Source organism: Novosphingobium mathurense (assembly GCF_900168325.1).
GTDB classification, from domain to species: Bacteria; Pseudomonadota; Alphaproteobacteria; order Sphingomonadales; family Sphingomonadaceae; genus Novosphingobium; species Novosphingobium mathurense.
The window spans coordinates 286,968-304,332 of sequence record NZ_FVZE01000005.1 but is presented as its reverse complement, the minus strand read 5'-3'; the positions used below and the strand labels follow the sequence as shown (position 1 = coordinate 304,332).

Here is a 17,365-nt window from a genome sequence, read left to right as displayed (position 1 = left end):
CACCATTTGACCGCGATCGGCTTTGCCGCCCTGCTGGCCGCTTGTGGTCAGCAGCCGGAAAACGACAGCGCACCAAACGCCAGTGCTTCCGCAGGCATGTCCGGCGATATGAGCGATATGGATATACCCGCCGACATGCCTATGAAAATGGCGAAGGGCACCGGCACGGTAACCGCGATCGACAAGACCGAAGGCTCGATCACGATCGATCACGCGCCCATTCCCGAAGCGAACTGGCCGGCCATGACCATGGCGTTCAAGGCGAAGCCCGAACTGCTCGGCGGCGTGAAGGTGGGCGATGAGGTCGCATTCGATCTGGAGATGAAGGATGGAGCAGGCGAGATAGTTGGAATCGGCCCGGAGTAATTTCTCGCGTCCCTTGGTAGCCTCTCGCCGGCTGTAGGGCTCCGCGCATCGACTTGGCCATATTCAAGGCCTATGATAAGGCCAGTTCCATCGGGACAAAGCAACCTCCCGGTCAGGCGGTTCGCCCAAGCGTTGCCTTTGCGTCCGGTTTTCCGGACAAAGGCATATGGATCGTATGGTGGACAAGCTTGGCGTCATTTCTCCATCGTATTCTGAGCTGGTGCGAGTATTCGCGCGCATCGGCTGTCTGAGTTTCGGCGGTCCGGCTGGGCAGATCGCCTTGATGCACCGCGAACTGGTCGATGAGCGCAAATGGGTGAGCGAGGAGCAATATCTCCACGCGCTCAATTTCTGCCACCTGCTGCCCGGACCGGAAGCGCAGCAACTCGCCACATGGATCGGCTGGAAGCTGTACGGATGGCGCGGTGGACTGGCGGCCGGCCTGCTCTTCGTCGTTCCCGGCGCGATCGTCATTCTCGCGCTGTCGATCCTTTATGCCTTCGCGGCGCGCCTCGAATGGTTCGCCGCTCTGTTTCTGGGCATCAAGGCCGCCGTGCTGGCGATCGTCGTTCAAGCGTTGCTGCGTATCGCAGGGCGGGCATTGAACACCGGTTTCAAGAAGGCGCTGGCGGTCTCGGCCTTTGCCGCCCTGTTCTTCTTCAACTTGCCGTTTCCGCTGGTCGTTCTGGGTGCCGGTGCGATCGGCATGATGGTCGCGCATGTGCAACCAGCGTGGCTTGCGATCAAGCCGTCAGAAGGGGAAGCTCCGCCCGCCAGGCGCCCATGGCGGCAATCGATCACCGCGATACTGATCTGGGGCACGATCTGGGCCGCTCCCATGGCGCTTGTCCTGCTCACGCTAGGTCAGGGCCATGTCCTGTGGAAGATCGGCAGCTTCTTCTCGCAACTGGCGGTCGTCACTTTCGGCGGCGCCTACGCGGTGTTGGCCTACATGGCTCAGCAGGCGGTGCAAGGGCACGGCTGGCTTTCCGCTGGCGAAATGGCGGATGGTCTGGGCCTAGCCGAGACCACGCCCGGCCCGCTTATCATGGTGACGCAATTTGTCGGTTATCTCGCCGCCTTTCGCGCTCCGGAGCCCTTCACACCGCTGGTGGCCGGATTGCTGGGGGCAGCGCTGACGACCTGGGTTACATTTGCGCCCTGCTTTCTGTGGATCTTCACCTTCGCGCCGTGGATCGAGCGGATGGAACACGCCCGGCGGCTCAAGGGGGGGCTTGCCGCCCTGACGGCCGCCGTCGTCGGCGTGATCGCGAACCTGACCTTATGGTTCCTGATCCATGTGCTGTTCGCACGCATTGGCGAACTCCATGCCGGTCCGCTCCGCATTTACAATCCGGACTGGTCGAGCGTTGACTGGCGTGCCGCGATCCTGGCCATCCTTTCCACCATCCTCATTTTCCGGTTCAAATGGAATGTCATCAAGGTGCTCGGTTTGTCTGCCATGGGCGGACTGATGCTGGGCTTCGTCGCATGAAGGGAGAGTACTCATGACCGATCTTTCACGCCGGTCCGCGCTCGGCAGCTTCGCGGCTGGCGCCGCAGGGCTTGCTCTGGCGCCAACGGCTTCCGCGCAAAGCCAGCAAGTGTCTGGTGCCGCATCGCCTGCCTTCGCCGGCAAGCACGCGCCAAAACAGCTCCGTTTCGATCCGGCGAAGCTCGATGGCCTGTCGGAGCGCCTCATTCGCTCACACTGGGAGAACAACTATCAGGGTTCGGTGCGCGCGCTCAACATGATTGAAGGCCGGCTGGCGGCGGCCATGGCCGACAAGGACTATCCCGCCGTGGCCTATGGCGATCTCAAACGCGAGGAACTGCATCGCACCGGTTCGGTGGTGCTCCACGAACTCTATTTCGACGGGCTCGGCGGCGACGGCCTAGCAGCGGGCGGCGTCAAAGACGCGCTCATTGCCTCGCACGGTTCGCTGGAAGCGTGGGATGCCGAGTTTCGCCGCACGGCGATGTCGCTCGCGGGTGGCTCAGGCTGGTGCATTCTCGCCTGGAACCATCACACCGCCTCACTCCACAATTACTGGTGCTGGGACCACACCAATAGCCCGGTGACAGGCACGCCGCTTATCGTGCTCGATATGTACGAGCACAGCTTTCACATGGACTACGGTGCGGCTGCGGCCAAGTATGTCGATGCCTTCATGCGCAATCTGGACTGGGAGGTAATCGACGGGCGGTACAGCGCAGCGAAAGCGTGAGCATCCTCGCCGTGCCTTCCCGTTTCACACGTCAGCCATGCTCGTGCTCATGGTGTTCAACGAGATGGAGATATATGCCGATCCAATTGTGGGAATTGAAAGCCGGTCGGTGCTTCAGTCGGAATACGCCGCCGCGAGAACTGGCCTGTTGCCTTCGTTGGCCTCTGGATCAAAGCGACCGGTGAAGGCAGGGTTTCGGTCAACAGACTCGCCCAAATCTCCGCCAGTTCCCGGCGCCGATCCAGATAAGCGGCCCGGTTGTACGCCCCTTCGACCTTTTCCTTCGGGATGTGCGCCAGCATCAGGTCGATGACCTTCCGGTCATGCTTCTTCCCGTGGCGTTCGGCCCATTCGTTCATGATCGTCGAGAATGCCGCTCGGAAGCCATGGGGAACATGATGCCCATGATAGCCCGCGCGATTGAGCAAATAGCCGATGGCATTTTCGCTCATGGGGCGGTGGCCATGACGGTTGCTCGGAAAGACCAATGATCCGCTCCCGGTCAATGGCCATAGCGCGCGCAGAACATCTATGGCTTGCGGGGCCAGTGGAACAAGATGCTCGCCCCCGATTTCGCTCTTGCGGTCCAGGTCTCCCTTCATGCGAGTAGCGGGAATTCGCCACAGAGGCTCTTCACCGTTGAGGTCTTCGAACTCTTCCCAATATGCACCGCGAAGCTCGCTTGGCCGAACCGCCGTCAGGGCGAGCAATCGCAACGCAAGCCGGGTGATGGGACGGGCATAGTCCTGTTCGGCATCGTCGATCATCTGCCGCAGCCGGCCAAGATCGGTGATCGCCGGCTGCCGCCCCTTGCGAAGAGGCTTGAGCACAGCGCCGAGCTTCTCGGCCGGATCCTTCTCTGCGATGCCCTTCGCGATGGCGTGAATGAAAACGGCCGATATGCGCTGCCGCAACCGTTTGGCTGTCTCGATCGCGCCGCGATCCTCCACTGGCTTCAACACTTCCAGAATCTTGGGCGGGGTCAATTCCGAAATCGGCAAGCTGCCGATGGCGGGGAACACATCTCGTTCAAGGCTGCGCAATATGTCGTCGGCGTGAATCCTGGCCCACTGGCTCTTCGCATTCTCATGCCATTCGCGGGCGATGCGCTCGAAGGTGTTGCGTGCGGCCTCCAGATTGGCTTCGATCCGCAGTTTCTTTACGACCGATGGGTCTTTCCCTTCGTCCAACAGTGCGCGGGCATCGTCGCGCTTGGCGCGGGCGTTCACCAGGCTGACCATAGGGTAGATACCAAAGGCCATCGTCTTCTGCTTGCCGTCGTAGACGTAATTCCATTTCCAGAGCTTTGAGCCATTGGGCTTCACCAGCAGGTAAAGCCGGTGGCTATCGGTCAGCTTGTAGGCCTTGTCCCGCGGCTTGGCCGCGCGGATTTTCGCGTCACTCAACATCGTTATCTCCGAGACCACGTTTTTCCAGTGCCGGGACCACGAATCAGAACCACGCCATGAGTGGAGGCGTGCGGACGACTGTGGCCGCATAAGCTTACTAAGCGTCAGATTTCAGAGAAAAATATCAATCCAGATGGACTTTTGCGGACCCCTGTGGAGGGGGTCCTGGCGGAGCGGGAGGGATTCGAACCCTCGATACGGGGTTACCGTATACACACTTTCCAGGCGTGCGCCTTCGACCACTCGGCCACCGCTCCGCATCGCTGGTGAGCGGGCGCCCTAGCGTGGGTTCACGGGTTTCGCAAGACGTCAGGTGATGGCATTAGGCACTTCATGCGCAAATACTTGCTGGCCGGCATCGCGGCCCTCATCCTGCCCGCTTCCGCATTCGGCCGAGATGCCGAAGTTCCGGCCACGCCCAATGGCATCGTCGATGCCGCGCCCGCGGCGGATTGGATCGCGATCGCCCCGCGCGATCTGCTGGTCATGGACCTTGCGCCCGGTTCGTCAGGTATCGCCAGGCGCGTCGTGATCCAGCTTGTCGGGGCGACTTATGCGCAAGGATGGGTGAGCAATATCCGGACGCTTGCAGCGCAGCACTGGTACGACGGCCTCGCCATAGTGCGCACCCAGGACAACTACGTCGTGCAATGGGGCGATCCGGATGGGGAGAACCGGCAGAAAGCCAAGCCCCTGCCCGAGGGGCTGCGAATCATGACCGAGGGCGACTATGCCGTGCCAGCCGCCGCCACAGACATCGGCAAAGGCACGAGGCTGCTCGCCGATGCCTATGCCAGCGGAGCCGGCTTCGACCGCGGCTGGCCGGTGGCGAGCGACGGCTCGAGCGTATGGCCGGTGCACTGCTACGGCTCCGTCGGGGTCGGGCGCAATCTGTCGCCCGATACCGGCACGGGCGGCGAACTCTACGCCGTCATCGGACAGGCCCCGCGCCAGCTGGACCGCAACATCGCCGTTGTCGGCCGGGTGATCGAGGGGATGGAATACCTATCCGCCCTGCCCCGCGGCACCGGCCCCATGGGCTTCTATGCCACGCCGCAGGAGCGCACGCCCATCGTCTCCGCGCGCACGGGCGAAGCCGTCACCGACCTTGCGCGCTACGAGTACCTTTCCACCACCAGCGCCAGCTTCGCCGCCTATCTCGACAAGCGCGCCAATCGCCGGGACGCCTTCTACATCCACCCCGCCGGCGGCGTGGACGTGTGCAATGTGCCCGTGCCGGTCAGGCGCGCAGCGCAGTGAAGGAGCGCAACACCGTCCCGCTCGTCGAAACCCTGACGCATGTCGCGCAACTATGGCGCTGGACCGGTGCATCGGGCGCCGGCACCTGGCATTTCCTGACGATCGACGGCGAGGCCGGCGACGCACTCTCGGGCACGGCGGTCATGCGCAAGCTGGAAGGCACGGCGCGCGGGTTCGGCTCGCTCAAGGTCAAGGCCCGTATCGGGGCGAGCGAGTTTGCGACCTCGGTCTTCCCGTCGAAGAGCGACGGCGGCTGGCTGCTGCCGATCAAGGCAGCCGTGCGCAAGGCAGAGGGCCTTGCCGAAGGCGACAGCGTCGAGGTGATGCTGGAGTACTAGGCGCAGGTGCAGCGCGTCACGCTGCCCCTGCCCACGACGGCTCTAGATGCGCTCGGCTTCGGCGACTGCCTGACTGGCGCGCAGGGTGCCGATGATGCGGGTCAGGTGCGCAAGGTCGGCCACTTCGAGATCGACCTCGTAGGTGCCGAATGGCTCGTCGCGGTGGATCATCTGGATATTGACGACGTTGGCGCGGTTGGTCGCGAACGTCTGGGTCACATCGGCCAGTGTGCCCGGCCGGTTGTAAAGCACGAGCCGCAGGCGACCGACCGCACCGGTAGTTCGCGATCCCCACGAGAGGTCGAGCCAGTCCGCATCCACGCCATTGGCGAGCGTGAGGCAGTCGATGGTGTGGACTTCGACCTTATGGTCGGGACGGCGCAGGCCGACGATACGGTCGCCAGGAACCGGGTGACAGCAATCGGCCAGTTCGAAGCCCATGCCCGGCGTCAGGCCCTTGATCGAAATGGAGACCTCGCTGCGGGACCATTCCGAATCGTCGGGGAGTTCGGCGGTACTGCCGGGGACGAGCGCTTCCATCACCTCGCGGTCGGACAGGCGCGCCGAGCCGATCGCGAACATCAGGTCTTCCTCGTCGCGCAGCTCCAGCCGGCGCACCGCCGCCTCGATTGCCTTCTTGCCGATGCGCGTGGGCAACTGCCCGGCGATCGCATCGAACAGCTTGGAGCCGATCGTGGCGATTTCCTGGTGTTCCTTGGCGCGCACCGCACGGCGGATCGCGGCCCGGGCCTTGCCGGTAACGACGAAGCCCAGCCAGGACAGCTGCGGTTCGGAAGACGTGCTCTTGATCACTTCGACCACGTCGCCATTGGCCAGCTGGGTGCGCAGCGGCACGTGGCGGCCATTGATCTTGGCACCGACCGCGGCATTGCCGAGATCGGTGTGGACGGCATAGGCGAAGTCGACCGCGGTCGATCCCTTGGGCAGCTGGTGAAGCCGTCCTTTCGGGGTGAAGGCGAAGATGCGATCCTGGTAGATCGCCAGCTTCGTATGCTCGAGCAGTTCTTCGGCATCGTGGCTGGCATCGACGATCTCGATCAGGTCGCGCAACCAGCCGACCTGCCCGTCCGGCCGCGTGCCACCCTGCTTGTAGGCCCAGTGCGCGGCAAGGCCGAACTCGTTGAGGCGGTGCATCTCGCGGGTGCGGATCTGCACTTCCATGCGCATCGAGTTTTCATAGATCAGCGCGGTGTGCAGCGACTGATAACCGTTCGACTTGGGCGTCGAGATGTAGTCCTTGAAGCGGCCCGGGATCATCTGCCAGTGCTGGTGCAGCACGCCGAGCGCGCGGTAGCAGTCGTCCGGCGTCTCGGTCAGGACGCGGAAAGCCATGATGTCGGTGATCTGCTCGAAAGTGACGTGGCGTTCGGCCATCTTGCGCCAGATCGAGTAGGGATGCTTTTCGCGGCCGGTCACTTCGACCTGGATGTCCGCCTCGGCGAGCGCCTGCTTGATGGCCAGGGCGATGGCATCGACCTGCCCACCCTCCTGGCTGCGGATCTGCGCGAGGCGGCCTGTGATCGTGGCATAGCCCTCGGGCTCGAGCTGCTCGAACGCCAGCAGCTGCATCTCGCGCATGTACTCGTACATGCCCACGCGCTCGGCGAGCGGGGCATAGATGTCCATCGTCTCGCGGGCGATGCGCTTGCGCTTGTCCGGGTTCTTGATGAAGTGGAGCGTGCGCATGTTGTGCAGCCGGTCGGCCAGCTTGACGAGCAGGACGCGCAGGTCTTCGCTCATCGCCAGCAGGAACTTGCGCAGGTTCTCCGCCGCGCGCTCGTTCTCGGTCATCACCTCGATCTTGGAGAGCTTGGTGACGCCGTCGACCAGCCGGGCGATGTCGGCCCCGAACAGCTTTTCGATCTCGTCGATCGTGGCCAGCGTGTCCTCGACCGTGTCGTGCAGGAGCGCGGTGATGATCGCCTGCTGGTCGAGCTTGAGCTCGGTCATCAGGCCTGCAACCTCGACCGGGTGGCTGAAATAGGGATCGCCGCTTGCCCGCTTCTGCGTACCGTGTTTCTGCACGGTATAGACATAGGCGCGATTGAGCAGGGCCTCGTCGGCCTCCGGTGCGTATTCCTTTACGCGTTCAACGAGTTCATACTGACGCAACATGCCGGAGGATCCTTGTCAGGATTTTGTGTGCTGCGGCAAGTGCCTCGTTAACTTGATGCAATCTTTGCAAGTGATAACTGCGGGTAAACCATGGCAAACAGGCGAGTGTCCGACGCGCCGGTGCAGATCGGGCTCTCCTGTCAGGCCCTGATTTTCCGCGATGCAATGCCCGGCACCGACAATTTCGGAAATGGCGCAATTCAATCGATGACATGCGGCTTCCCACGGGTCGCGCGTTAAGATCTCGGCAACTTCGCTTCCGCACAATCCTCGATAGCGTACCTCGGCCCACCGGGAGGCGATTTCGATGAGCATGCATACCCCCCTGCACGGCGCGGAATTTGCGCCTCGCTCGAAAGTAGAACGTGAACCGCGCCTGCGCACACTGATCGGCGCCAGCATGGATTGTGCCGGCCTGCCCGATCAGGACGTGTTCGTGCGCAATATCTCCGAACACGGCATGGGCCTTGTTTCCCATGCGATGACGCCCCGCTGCGGCGAGGTCGTGCACCTCAGGCTGCGCGGCAGTCATGTCTTGCGCGCGCAAGTGCGCTGGGCCGAGGGTGACGACTTCGGCGTCCTGCTGGCCGATCCGCTGGACATGGCCATGCTGGGCCTGTCCGGAGAGCCGCACTAGGTACGCCCGGACAGGGGGCTTCAGCCCTGCAACTTGCGATCGATCGGCCCCACGTCCAGCAAGGGCGCGGCATCGATGTCCGATGCATCCAGCAGATGGCAGAGCCGCTCCAGCCCGGCGAGGATCATCGCCTGCTCCCAGGCCGGCAACTGCGAATAACGGTCGCGGAAGCGTTCCTGCAGCATGTCCGGCGCGCGTGACATGACAAGACGGCCATCCTCGGTGATCCGCAGGAGCACCTGACGCTTGTCGCGATCGCTGCGCTGGCGGGTCACCAACCCCAGCACGACGAGACGGTCGACCAGCGTCGTGATCGTTGCCTGGCTGAACTGGAGGGCACTGGCGACCGCGCTGGGAATGGCTTCGCCGCGCCGCTCGATCTCCTGAAGGACGAGCAATTGCGATGTCGTCAGGCCGGTCGCGGCGGCGAGCTGCCTGCCGCCGCGTTCCGTGGCGCGCTGAAGGCGCCGGAGCGCACGCAGGGTTGGATTCATGAAATCGGTGTCCACGGCCAATTCCTACTTTCTGATGACGGCCTCGACAATGGATTTTCTCTTCGTAAATCGAAGTATATCTTTAGACGCCTTTGACTGACCGCACCACTGAACAGCCCCATTCGGGTTGATAAATCAGCGATAATGCGCAAATACCCTGCCCTCACGCTCAGGCGCACCCGCACGAGCGCCGGAAACTTTCCTTTAGGAGGCGAATTATTTCCAATCAGGCGACCGAAGCGATCTTCCGGGCGCAAGCGCAAACCTCGACGGCCTGCCCGCAGCGCTGCGTGGCGGCCTGACGACAAGGCTGGAGAAGCGTCACATGCTCACCGCGATCCTTCCGGTCCGCAGCCTGCTGGCCGCCATCTTCGTCCTGATGGCCGGAAGCGGGTTCCTGTCCACCCTGATCAGCATCCGGCTGGAACGCGCCGGAGAAGGCACCCTGCTGATCGGCCTCGTTGCCACCGCCTATTTCGCGGGGCTGGCGATCGGCGCCCTGCGCGCCGGTCCGCTGGTGCGCAGGGTCGGCCACATTCGCGCCTTCGCCGCCTTCGTTTCGGTCTTTTCCGCCAGCACGCTGGCCTACGCCTTCTGGCAGCAACCGCTGTTCTGGGCGCTCCTGCGCCTTGCCGACGGCTTCTGCGTCGCAGGCGTCTACGTCTGCATCGAAAGCTGGCTCAACGAACGGGTGGAACCGCAGACGCGCGGCAGCGTCCTTGCCGGGTACATGATCTGCCTCTACCTCGGGCAGGCCGCCGGACAGTACCTGCTCAACCTCGACGATACCCGCCCGTCGATCCCGTTCCTCGCCTCCTCGGTGCTGGTCTCCCTGGCCTCTATCCCGGTCCTGCTGACCCATATCGCCGCGCCGGAAACCGGCGATGCCCCGCCCTTCTCGCTTCGCCGCCTCTACGATACCTCGCCGCTCGGCGTGATCGGCTCGATCCTGACCGGCATGATGCTGGGGGCGTTCTACGGCCTTGCCGCGGTGAGCGTGCGGCGCATCGGCCTCGACATGGGCGCAACTGCAATGTTCATGTCCGCGGTGATCCTTGGCGGCGTCGCGCTGCAATGGCCTCTCGGCCAGTTATCCGACCGCTATGACCGCCGCCGCGTGATCGTCCTGACATTCGCCGGGGCAACACTGGTCTGTGCCGGACTGACCGTCACCCAGCACAACGGCATCCAGCTCCTCGGCCTGGGCGCCCTGTTCGGCGGCCTGACCTTCGCGCTCTATCCGCTGTGCGTGGCGCACACCAACGACCGCCTCGAAGCCGACGAACGCGTCGGCGCGACCGGCGGACTGGTGCTGCTCTATTCGGCGGGCGCCGCGCTCGGCCCGATCCTCGGCTCGGCAGCGATGACCCTGCCCTTCGAGAGCGGCCTCTTCGCGTTCATCACGCTTTGCGCCGGCGGCGCACTTGCCTTCGGCCTGTGGCGCCAGACCGCCACTCCGCCCGTTCCTTCAGAAACGCAGCACGCCTACCAGATCCTGCCGCGCACCACCCCGGTTGCTGCCATGCTCGATCCGCTCGGCCCCGATGACATTCCAGCCACGGAAGATTCCTGATGCAGACAGACCCAGCAACCCTGCGCCGCGCCATTGCCGCTTCGGCGATCGGCAACGCCACCGAATGGTTCGACTACGGAATCTATTCCTACGGCGTCACGTATATTTCGGCAGCGCTGTTCCCCGGCAACACCGAGGAAGCCGTGCTTTTCGCGCTGGCGACGTTCGCCATCTCGTTCCTGGTGCGTCCGCTGGGCGGAATCTTCTGGGGGCCGCTGGGAGACCGGCTGGGCCGCAAGTCGGTGCTGGCGATCACCATTGTCGTCATGTCGGGGGCGACCTTCTGCGTCGGCCTCTTGCCATCCTATGCCACCGCCGGGTTCTGGGCGCCGCTGCTGCTGATCGTGCTGCGCATGATCCAGGGCTTCTCCACCGGCGGCGAGTACGGCGGTGCGGCGACCTTCATGGCCGAATACGCACCGGACGAGAAGCGCGGCTTCTGCGGCAGCTTCCTCGAATTCGGCACGCTGGCGGGCTTTTCGCTCGGCGCGCTGCTGATGCTGGGCTTCTCGCTGCTGCTGGGTGAGGCGGCGATGCACGACTGGGGCTGGCGCATCCCCTTCCTGGTCGCCGGACCGCTCGGCGCCGTGGGCGTCTACTTGCGTTCGCACATGGAGGACACGCCGGTCTTTCGCGAGGAACACGAGAAGGCCGAGCGCGTCTCGCACGGCCTGCCCTATCTCATGGCCCATTACTGGAGGCCGATGCTGGTGATGGGCGGCATGGTGATCGCGCTCAACGTCGTGAACTACACGCTGCTCAGCTACATGCCCACCTACCTGCAGCGCCGCCTCGGCCTGACCGCCGACGAAGCGCTGGTCGTGCCGATCCTGGGCATGCTGTTCATGATGGTCCTGCTGCCGATCACCGGAGCGCTGTCCGACAGGATCGGGCGCAAGCCGCTCTGGTGGTTCTCGCTGATCGGTCTCTTCATCGGCGTGGTGCCGCTCTACATGCTGATGGGCACGGGCCTGTCCGGGGCCGTGATCGGCTTCCTGGTCCTCGGCCTGCTCTACGTCCCCCAGCTGGCGACGATTTCCGCGACCTTCCCGGCCCTGTTCCCGACCGCGGTGCGCTTTGCCGGCTTCGCGATCTCCTACAACGTGGCAACCTCGATCTTCGGCGGCACGGCACCGGCAATCGGCAGCGGACTGATCTCGGCCACCGGCGACCCGCTGATGCCCGCCTACTACATGATGGCCGCCTGCGCGGTGGGCGCAGTCGCGCTACACTTCATGAAGGAAACGGCCGGCCAGCCCCTGTCCGACGCCCCGCCGGTCAAGGGCGCTTCGCGGGGCGTGAAAGTCGAAGCGATCTAAGGACCCCTGTCGCCTCCCGATAGCTGCTCAACTTCCAGGCGCACACTTTCCCCACAGCCTAGCTCCAGGTCACCTCGGGCGGCAGGCTCATCAGGATCGCGTCGATATTGCCGCCGGTCTTGAGGCCGAACAGCGTGCCGCGGTCATAGACGAGGTTGAATTCGGCATAGCGGCCGCGCCATTCGAGTTGCTGCGCCTTGTCGGCGGGCGTGAAGTCCATGCCCATGCGACGGCGCACGAGGCGCGGAAACACGGCCAGGAACGCTTCGCCAACCGCCATGGTGTAGGCAAAGTTCGCTTCCCACGCAGCCTCGTCCGCGCACTCCAGGTGGTCGTAGAAGATCCCGCCGACACCGCGGTGGACATTGCGGTGGGGGATGAAGAAGTACTCGTCCGCCCAGGCCTTGTAGCGCTCGTAATAGTCGGCGCCGTGGGCATCGCAGGCGGCCTTGAGTTCCGCGTGGAATTCCTCGGTATCCTCGTCGTAGGGCAGCGGCGGATTGAGGTCTGCGCCACCGCCGAACCACGCCTTGGTCGTCGTCAGGAAGCGGGTATTCATGTGCACGGCGGGCACATGCGGATTGGCCATGTGCGCAACAAGGCTGATGCCGGTTGCGGAAAAGGCGTTCTGTTCGGCCGAGGCCCCGTTGATCGAGGCGGCGAAGTCCCTGGACAGCGAGCCGACCACGGTCGAAACGTTGACGCCGACCTTCTCGAAGACCTTGCCCTTCATCAGGCCGCGCGTGCCGCCGCCCGTCTCGCCCTCGGCCCCGCCTTCGACCGCCGAGCGCTTCCACGGGGTATAATCGAAGGCAGCCGACGAGCCGGCCTCGCGTTCGATCGCCTCGAATTCGGCGCAGATCCTGTCACGCAGGGTCTCGAACCAGGTGCGGGCGCGCAGAGTGTAAGGGGTCCAGTCGGTCATGCCTAATCCTTGTTTGCGCGCCGCTTGCCAAATCGAGCCGCCTGCGGCAAGGAAAAGCCATGGTTCCCTTTTCGTTCCAGTCCGAGGAAATGCACCTCGTCGGCGCTGCCGGAACGCGGGGCAGCGCGATCTACTGGCCGCGCGAACAGGCCCTGCTGGTCGCCGATCTCCACCTCGAGAAAGCCAGCTACTACGCGCAGGGCGGGCAGATGCTGCCCCCCTACGACAGCCGCGAAACGCTGGAGCGGCTCGCCCATGCGGTGCGGCAGACAGGTGCCCGGCGCGTCTTCGCGCTGGGCGACAATTTTCACGACAGCGAAGGGACCGGACGGCTCGATCCCCATGCCCGGGGCATGCTCGATGCCCTTACCCGCGCGCTCGACTGGGTGTGGATCATGGGAAATCACGATCCTGAGCTTGGCGCCGAAGCCGGGGGCACCCGCCTTGCGGAAGTCGAAATCGCCGGGCTGGTGCTGCGCCACAAGGCGCAGGGAGCGACGCACCTTCCCGAACTGTCCGGGCACTATCACCCGCGCCTGATCGTGTCCGCACGGGGCCGCAGGATCGCCCGCCCTTGCGCGGTGCGCAGCGACAACCGATTGATTTTGCCTGCTTTCGGCGCCCTCACCGGCGGCATGGACGCAGCCCATCCGGCGATCCTTGCGGCGATGCAACCAGCCTCTGCGATCGATGCGCTGGTGCCCGCCACAGGGCGATTGATTGCATATCCCCTCTGGCGCGCGGCGGCCTGAAGGCCCATATAAGCGGGCATAAGCCGTGCATGCGGCTGGGGCTCTATGTTAATCTTGCGAATTCCCGCTTTGCTTGGCGGGTCAAATCGCACTATTGAGCGCCCCATTCGCACGTAAATCGAAGACGACTCAGGAGAACGCTTATAGCACCCCCACCCCGGCGCATGATGACGCCACCGGTCAAGAGCGGACCGCGCTACAACAATTTCATCCAAGCCGACAAGGTCCGCGTGATCGACGAGAACGGCGAGAACATTGGCGTCATGTACACCCGTGAGGCTATCGAGCAGGCGGCCGAAGTCGGCCTTGACCTGGTAGAAGTCTCGCCCAACGCAGACCCGCCGGTGTGCAAGTTCCTCGACGTCGGCAAGTATCGCTACGAGGCCCAGAAAAAGGCCAATGCAGCGCGCAAGACGCAGAAGACGCAGGAGATCAAAGAGATCAAGATGCGTCCGAACATCGACGATCACGACTACGACGTGAAGATGCGCAACGTGCAGCGCTTCATCGGCGATGGCGACAAGGTGAAGGTCACCCTGCGCTTCCGTGGCCGCGAACTGTCGCACCAGCAGCTGGGCATGGACCTGCTGCGCCGCGTGCAGGCCGATGTGGAAGAGATCGCGAAGATCGAAGCCTATCCGCGCATGGAAGGCCGCCAGATGCTGATGGTGCTGGCGCCCAAGTAAGCGCTGACCGGCATTGCCAAAGAAAAAGGGCGTACCCGCCGGGTGCGCCCTTTGTCTTTGCTGGCAAAAGCGTGTGCCGTCAGTCCTTGGGCACGCGACTGCCTGCCACAGGCCGCCATCCCGAACTTGATCCGGGGTCCACGCGCTCCGGTGATAACCCGAAGCAAATGCGCCGGGTTAACGGCCAGGAAGTACGCCAACCTGCTTCTCCCCCTCGCATCATCCTGAGATTTGTGGCTTAAGTCCCTCAAACGGGAATGGGGGGATGACATCGGCATGGATGCCAAGCGGATCGGACTGATCGCGGGACTGGTGCTGTTCGGGGCAACGCTGATCCTGCCCGAACCGGCAGGAATGCCGCCGCAGGCATGGACCGTCGCGGGCCTCGTCGCCCTGATGGCCTGCTGGTGGATGACCGAGGCCCTGCCGCTGACCGCGACCGCGCTGGCCCCTTTCCTCGTCCTGCCATTTGCCGGGGTCATGACGGCGGGCGAGACGGCCTCCAGCTACTATTCCCCCACCCTGTTCCTGATCCTGGGCGGCGCCTTCATCGCCCTTGCCATCGAGCGCACCGGACTGCACCGGCGATTGGCTCTGTCCCTGCTCGACGGGCTGGGTTCCAAGGGCGGCGCGGGTCGCCTGCTGTTCGCCTTCATGATGGCCGCGGCGATCCTGTCGATGGCAATTTCCAATACGTCCACGGCGCTGATCATGATGCCCATGGCCCTTGCCGTGATCGAGGCCGGCGGCATCGCGGACGACGAACGCCAGGGCCTGGCCGGCGCCCTGCCAATGGGCATCGCTTTTGCCGCATCGATCGGCGGCCTCGGCACGATCGTCGGCTCGCCGACCAATGCCATCGCGGTTGCCCTGCTCGATTCGATGATCGGCCTGCACATCAGCTTTGCCCGGTGGAGCCTTATCGGCATTCCCCTCGTCCTGGTGGGCATTCCACTGGCTGCTTTCATCGTTGCCCGCATGCAGGCGGTCGCCACGCATCCTTTCGACGTTCGCGCCGCGCGCGAGGCGATTGCCGTCCATCACAAGTGGACCGAGCCGGAACGCCGTCTCGTCCCGCTCGTCGCCGTGGCCTTCGCGCTGTGGATGCTGACGCCGTTGATCGCACCGCTTCTGCCCAAGGGTTCGCTGACCGACGGCACGATCGCGGTGGGCGTCGGCCTGCTGCTCTTCGTGGTGCCGGACGGAACCGGACGCCCCCTGCTCAACTGGGATGAAGCCAATCGCGCGCCCTGGGGCGTCATCATGATGTTCGGCGGCGGCCTTGCGCTGGCCGAAGGCATGGGCGCCTCGGGGCTCGCCGACTGGCTGGGCCGGTCGCTCCTGCCGCTGTCCGCCGTCCCATTGCCCGTCGTCGCGCTTGCGATCACCGCCATGGTCATCGTCATCACCGAGTTCGCCAGCAACGTCGCGACGGCCAGTGGCATCATGCCGGTCGTCGCCAGCCTCGCGGTCGCGCTGGGTGCCGATCCGATCCTGCTGGCCATGCCCGCAGCGCTCGCCGCAAGCTGGGGCTTCATGCTGCCCGCAGGCACCGGACCCAACGCCATCGCCTGGGCAACCGGGCGCATCGAACTGCCGCGCATGATCAAGTCGGGCCTGCTGCTCGACATCGCGGGCGCACCGCTGATCGTCGGCGTGGTCTGGCTGGTCTCGCTGCTGATCGGGAGATAGCGGGCCGGACATAGGGGAGTGCCCCCGCCGCCGCCTCAGGCCCCTTCCGCACCTTTCGTCATCCCCGCACAGGCGGGGCTGACGCTTACTCTACGCGCAAATCAGTAGGGACACGATCAACCGTGCCATTCGCGCCGCTCTTCGGCGGCACGCAGGACTTCGTAGGCAAGCTGGTAGGTCTGGAATGCCTTGGCAGCCTCGGCATCGCCCGGCCGGACGTCGGGATGCACTTCCTTGGCTTTCGTGCGCCAGGCCTTGCGCACTGCGTCGAAGTCCGCATCGGGTTCGAGGCCAAGGGCTTCGAGCGCGCGCAGTTCATCGCCGCTGCGGCTGCCGTCACCCGACCCGGCCCAGCCGTAGTGCGCCGATTCCTGGTAGCCTTCGTGGGTCTGGCGCTCCTTCTTTTCACGCGCCGCGGCCTCTTCCTTGGTGAGGCCGGCGAAATAGTCCCAGCCGGCATTGTACTCGGCCGCGTGCTTCTGACAGAAGTACCAGCGGTCCGGGCTGCTGGGGCTTTTCGGCGCGGGGCAATCGCCCGGTTCAGAGCAGCCATGGCGATCGCACAGGCGGACCTGCGCGGCTTCGCGCGCGGACTCGTAGCCGCGCCAGCGCGGGAATCCCCAGTCCATGGATCTGCGTACGCGGCTCATTGACTTAGCGATACGCTGCGACTCGAAATGGATGCAAGTCTTGTAAATCGCAGGAAACCGCCTAACGCTCCCGCCGTCGTTGCATTGCAGCAGTAGCCCGAAGCAATTATACTAACCTGGCTTAGCATTGTGGGGCGCCCATGAGCAAACGCCTGGCCCTATCCGCATGCTTCTCCATCCTGATGATGGCGATCTACGTGCTGTTCGGCGAAAACGTCGCGCGCGAGCCGTTGGGACCGCCCCGGTTCATGACCGGACAGGGCTACGGAGCCAGCGTGAAAACGCCCGAGCTGCTGGGCAGCCCGGGCGATCTTCTCAAGTTTGGTCAGTAAGCCGATCAGTCGATCGTGACAGTGACCGCGCGGCGGTTCTGCGCCCAGGCCTGCTCGTTCGAACCGAGCGCAACCGGGCGTTCCTTGCCATAGCTGACGGTCGAAATACGCGCAGCATCCACGCCGAGGCTCACGAGATAGTTCATCGCGGCATTGGCGCGGCGTTCACCCAGCGCAAGGTTGTACTCGCGCGTGCCGCGCTCGTCGCAGTGGCCTTCGATGGTGGCGCGCTTGTTGGGATACTGGAGCAGCCATTGCGCCTGCTTGGCCAGCGCGTCCTGATCCATCGCGTCGATGTCGTACTTGTCGGTGTCGAAGTAGATCGTGTCCGACCCGCTCATCTTGGCAAGGAAGTCGGCCTGGCTACCCGGAGTCGGGCCAAGATCGGCGGGCGGAGCCTGCGTCGTGGTGGCCGGGCCGGGCTCGGGCGGAAGTTCCTTGGGCGCCTTGGAAGCGCAAGCCGAAATGGCCAATGCCCCGGCAAGGAGAAGCATCGTCGAAGCGGACTTCGAGAAGCGAGGAGTCTGTAAGGTAGAAGACATGGGGCAATCTCCTGTGCTGCACAGCC

General features: G+C 64.2%; 18 protein-coding genes and 1 tRNA gene. 12 read left to right on the top strand and 7 right to left on the bottom strand.

Features of this window, described 5'->3' with window-relative positions:
• Positions 1-6: 6 nt before the first annotated feature.
• The 3 genes from B5483_RS16310 to B5483_RS16300 all read left to right on the top strand — a co-directional run bounded on the left by B5483_RS16310 (position 7) and on the right by B5483_RS16300 (position 2,594).
• Positions 7-366, top strand: coding sequence for a copper-binding protein (locus tag B5483_RS16310; RefSeq protein WP_425435051.1), 360 nt, complete (start codon positions 7-9; stop codon positions 364-366).
• A gap of 166 nt (positions 367-532) precedes the next feature.
• Complete coding sequence (chrA, locus tag B5483_RS16305; RefSeq protein ID WP_079731145.1) at positions 533-1,861, top strand: chromate efflux transporter; 1,329 nt, start codon at positions 533-535, stop codon at positions 1,859-1,861.
• A gap of 13 nt (positions 1,862-1,874) precedes the next feature.
• Positions 1,875-2,594, top strand: a complete 720-nt coding sequence (locus tag B5483_RS16300) for a superoxide dismutase (protein ID WP_079731144.1) — start codon at positions 1,875-1,877, stop codon at positions 2,592-2,594.
• Positions 2,595-2,650: 56 nt separating this feature from the next.
• On the opposite strand, the gene B5483_RS16295 is transcribed toward B5483_RS16300, so the two are convergent.
• Together B5483_RS16295 and B5483_RS16290 are read right to left on the bottom strand one after the other, a co-directional pair.
• Entirely contained in the window at positions 2,651-4,003 is a 1,353-nt protein-coding gene (locus B5483_RS16295) for a tyrosine-type recombinase/integrase (protein WP_079731194.1), read from the bottom strand.
• Positions 4,004-4,169: 166 nt separating this feature from the next.
• A tRNA-Ser gene (locus B5483_RS16290) sits at positions 4,170-4,260 on the bottom strand.
• 76 nt (positions 4,261-4,336) lie between these two features.
• On the opposite strand from B5483_RS16290, the gene B5483_RS16285 reads away from it, so the two are divergent.
• Complete coding sequence (locus B5483_RS16285; RefSeq protein WP_079731143.1) at positions 4,337-5,263, top strand: peptidylprolyl isomerase; 927 nt, start codon at positions 4,337-4,339, stop codon at positions 5,261-5,263.
• Complete coding sequence (locus tag B5483_RS16280; protein ID WP_054945667.1) at positions 5,260-5,601, top strand: DUF1905 domain-containing protein; 342 nt, start codon at positions 5,260-5,262, stop codon at positions 5,599-5,601. Before B5483_RS16285 ends, B5483_RS16280 begins: the two co-directional genes overlap by 4 nt.
• Before the next feature lie 42 nt (positions 5,602-5,643).
• On the opposite strand, the gene B5483_RS16275 is transcribed toward B5483_RS16280, so the two are convergent.
• Positions 5,644-7,737, bottom strand: a complete 2,094-nt coding sequence (locus B5483_RS16275) for a RelA/SpoT family protein (RefSeq protein ID WP_054945666.1) — start codon at positions 7,735-7,737, stop codon at positions 5,644-5,646.
• 307 nt (positions 7,738-8,044) lie between these two features.
• Between B5483_RS16275 and B5483_RS16270 the strand changes: the two genes are divergently transcribed.
• The gene (locus tag B5483_RS16270; protein ID WP_054945665.1) at positions 8,045-8,374 is read left to right on the top strand and encodes a PilZ domain-containing protein; all 330 of its coding nucleotides are present in this window, start codon (positions 8,045-8,047) and stop codon (positions 8,372-8,374) included.
• Positions 8,375-8,394: 20 nt separating this feature from the next.
• Here the strand turns inward: B5483_RS16270 and B5483_RS16265 are convergent, their stop codons facing one another.
• Positions 8,395-8,868 (bottom strand): MarR family winged helix-turn-helix transcriptional regulator, encoded by a 474-nt coding sequence (locus tag B5483_RS16265; RefSeq protein ID WP_425435053.1) that lies wholly within the window; start codon positions 8,866-8,868, stop codon positions 8,395-8,397.
• 325 nt (positions 8,869-9,193) lie between these two features.
• On the opposite strand from B5483_RS16265, the gene B5483_RS16260 reads away from it, so the two are divergent.
• Both B5483_RS16260 and B5483_RS16255 read left to right on the top strand, forming a co-directional pair.
• Positions 9,194-10,441: an MFS transporter gene (locus B5483_RS16260; RefSeq protein ID WP_079731142.1), complete on the top strand. Its 1,248-nt coding sequence runs from the start codon at positions 9,194-9,196 to the stop codon at positions 10,439-10,441.
• Positions 10,441-11,760, top strand: coding sequence for an MFS transporter (locus tag B5483_RS16255; protein WP_054945663.1), 1,320 nt, complete (start codon positions 10,441-10,443; stop codon positions 11,758-11,760). The genes B5483_RS16260 and B5483_RS16255 overlap by 1 nt, the downstream gene beginning before the upstream one ends.
• Before the next feature lie 58 nt (positions 11,761-11,818).
• On the opposite strand, the gene hemF is transcribed toward B5483_RS16255, so the two are convergent.
• Complete coding sequence (hemF, locus tag B5483_RS16250) at positions 11,819-12,685, bottom strand: oxygen-dependent coproporphyrinogen oxidase (RefSeq protein ID WP_079731141.1); 867 nt, start codon at positions 12,683-12,685, stop codon at positions 11,819-11,821.
• A 59-nt stretch (positions 12,686-12,744) separates the two neighbouring features.
• Between hemF and pdeM the strand changes: the two genes are divergently transcribed.
• The 3 genes from pdeM (at position 12,745) to B5483_RS16235 (ending at position 15,815) form a co-directional block, all read left to right on the top strand.
• Complete coding sequence (gene pdeM, locus B5483_RS16245; protein ID WP_054945661.1) at positions 12,745-13,437, top strand: ligase-associated DNA damage response endonuclease PdeM; 693 nt, start codon at positions 12,745-12,747, stop codon at positions 13,435-13,437.
• 164 nt (positions 13,438-13,601) lie between these two features.
• Positions 13,602-14,123, top strand: a complete 522-nt coding sequence (gene infC / locus B5483_RS16240) for a translation initiation factor IF-3 (RefSeq protein WP_054945660.1) — start codon at positions 13,602-13,604, stop codon at positions 14,121-14,123.
• Positions 14,124-14,399: 276 nt separating this feature from the next.
• Positions 14,400-15,815 (top strand): SLC13 family permease, encoded by a 1,416-nt coding sequence (locus B5483_RS16235; protein ID WP_054945659.1) that lies wholly within the window; start codon positions 14,400-14,402, stop codon positions 15,813-15,815.
• 116 nt (positions 15,816-15,931) lie between these two features.
• On the opposite strand, the gene B5483_RS16230 is transcribed toward B5483_RS16235, so the two are convergent.
• Positions 15,932-16,465, bottom strand: coding sequence for a J domain-containing protein (locus B5483_RS16230; protein WP_054945658.1), 534 nt, complete (start codon positions 16,463-16,465; stop codon positions 15,932-15,934).
• Positions 16,466-16,605: 140 nt separating this feature from the next.
• Here B5483_RS16230 and B5483_RS16225 point away from each other — a divergent pair, with 140 nt between their 5' ends.
• A complete protein-coding gene (locus B5483_RS16225) occupies positions 16,606-16,797 on the top strand; it encodes a hypothetical protein (RefSeq protein WP_054945657.1) in 192 nt (63 codons plus the stop codon).
• Positions 16,798-16,802: 5 nt separating this feature from the next.
• On the opposite strand, the gene pal is transcribed toward B5483_RS16225, so the two are convergent.
• Positions 16,803-17,291: a peptidoglycan-associated lipoprotein Pal gene (gene pal / locus B5483_RS16220; RefSeq protein WP_054945656.1), complete on the bottom strand. Its 489-nt coding sequence runs from the start codon at positions 17,289-17,291 to the stop codon at positions 16,803-16,805.
• Positions 17,292-17,365 lie beyond the last annotated feature (74 nt).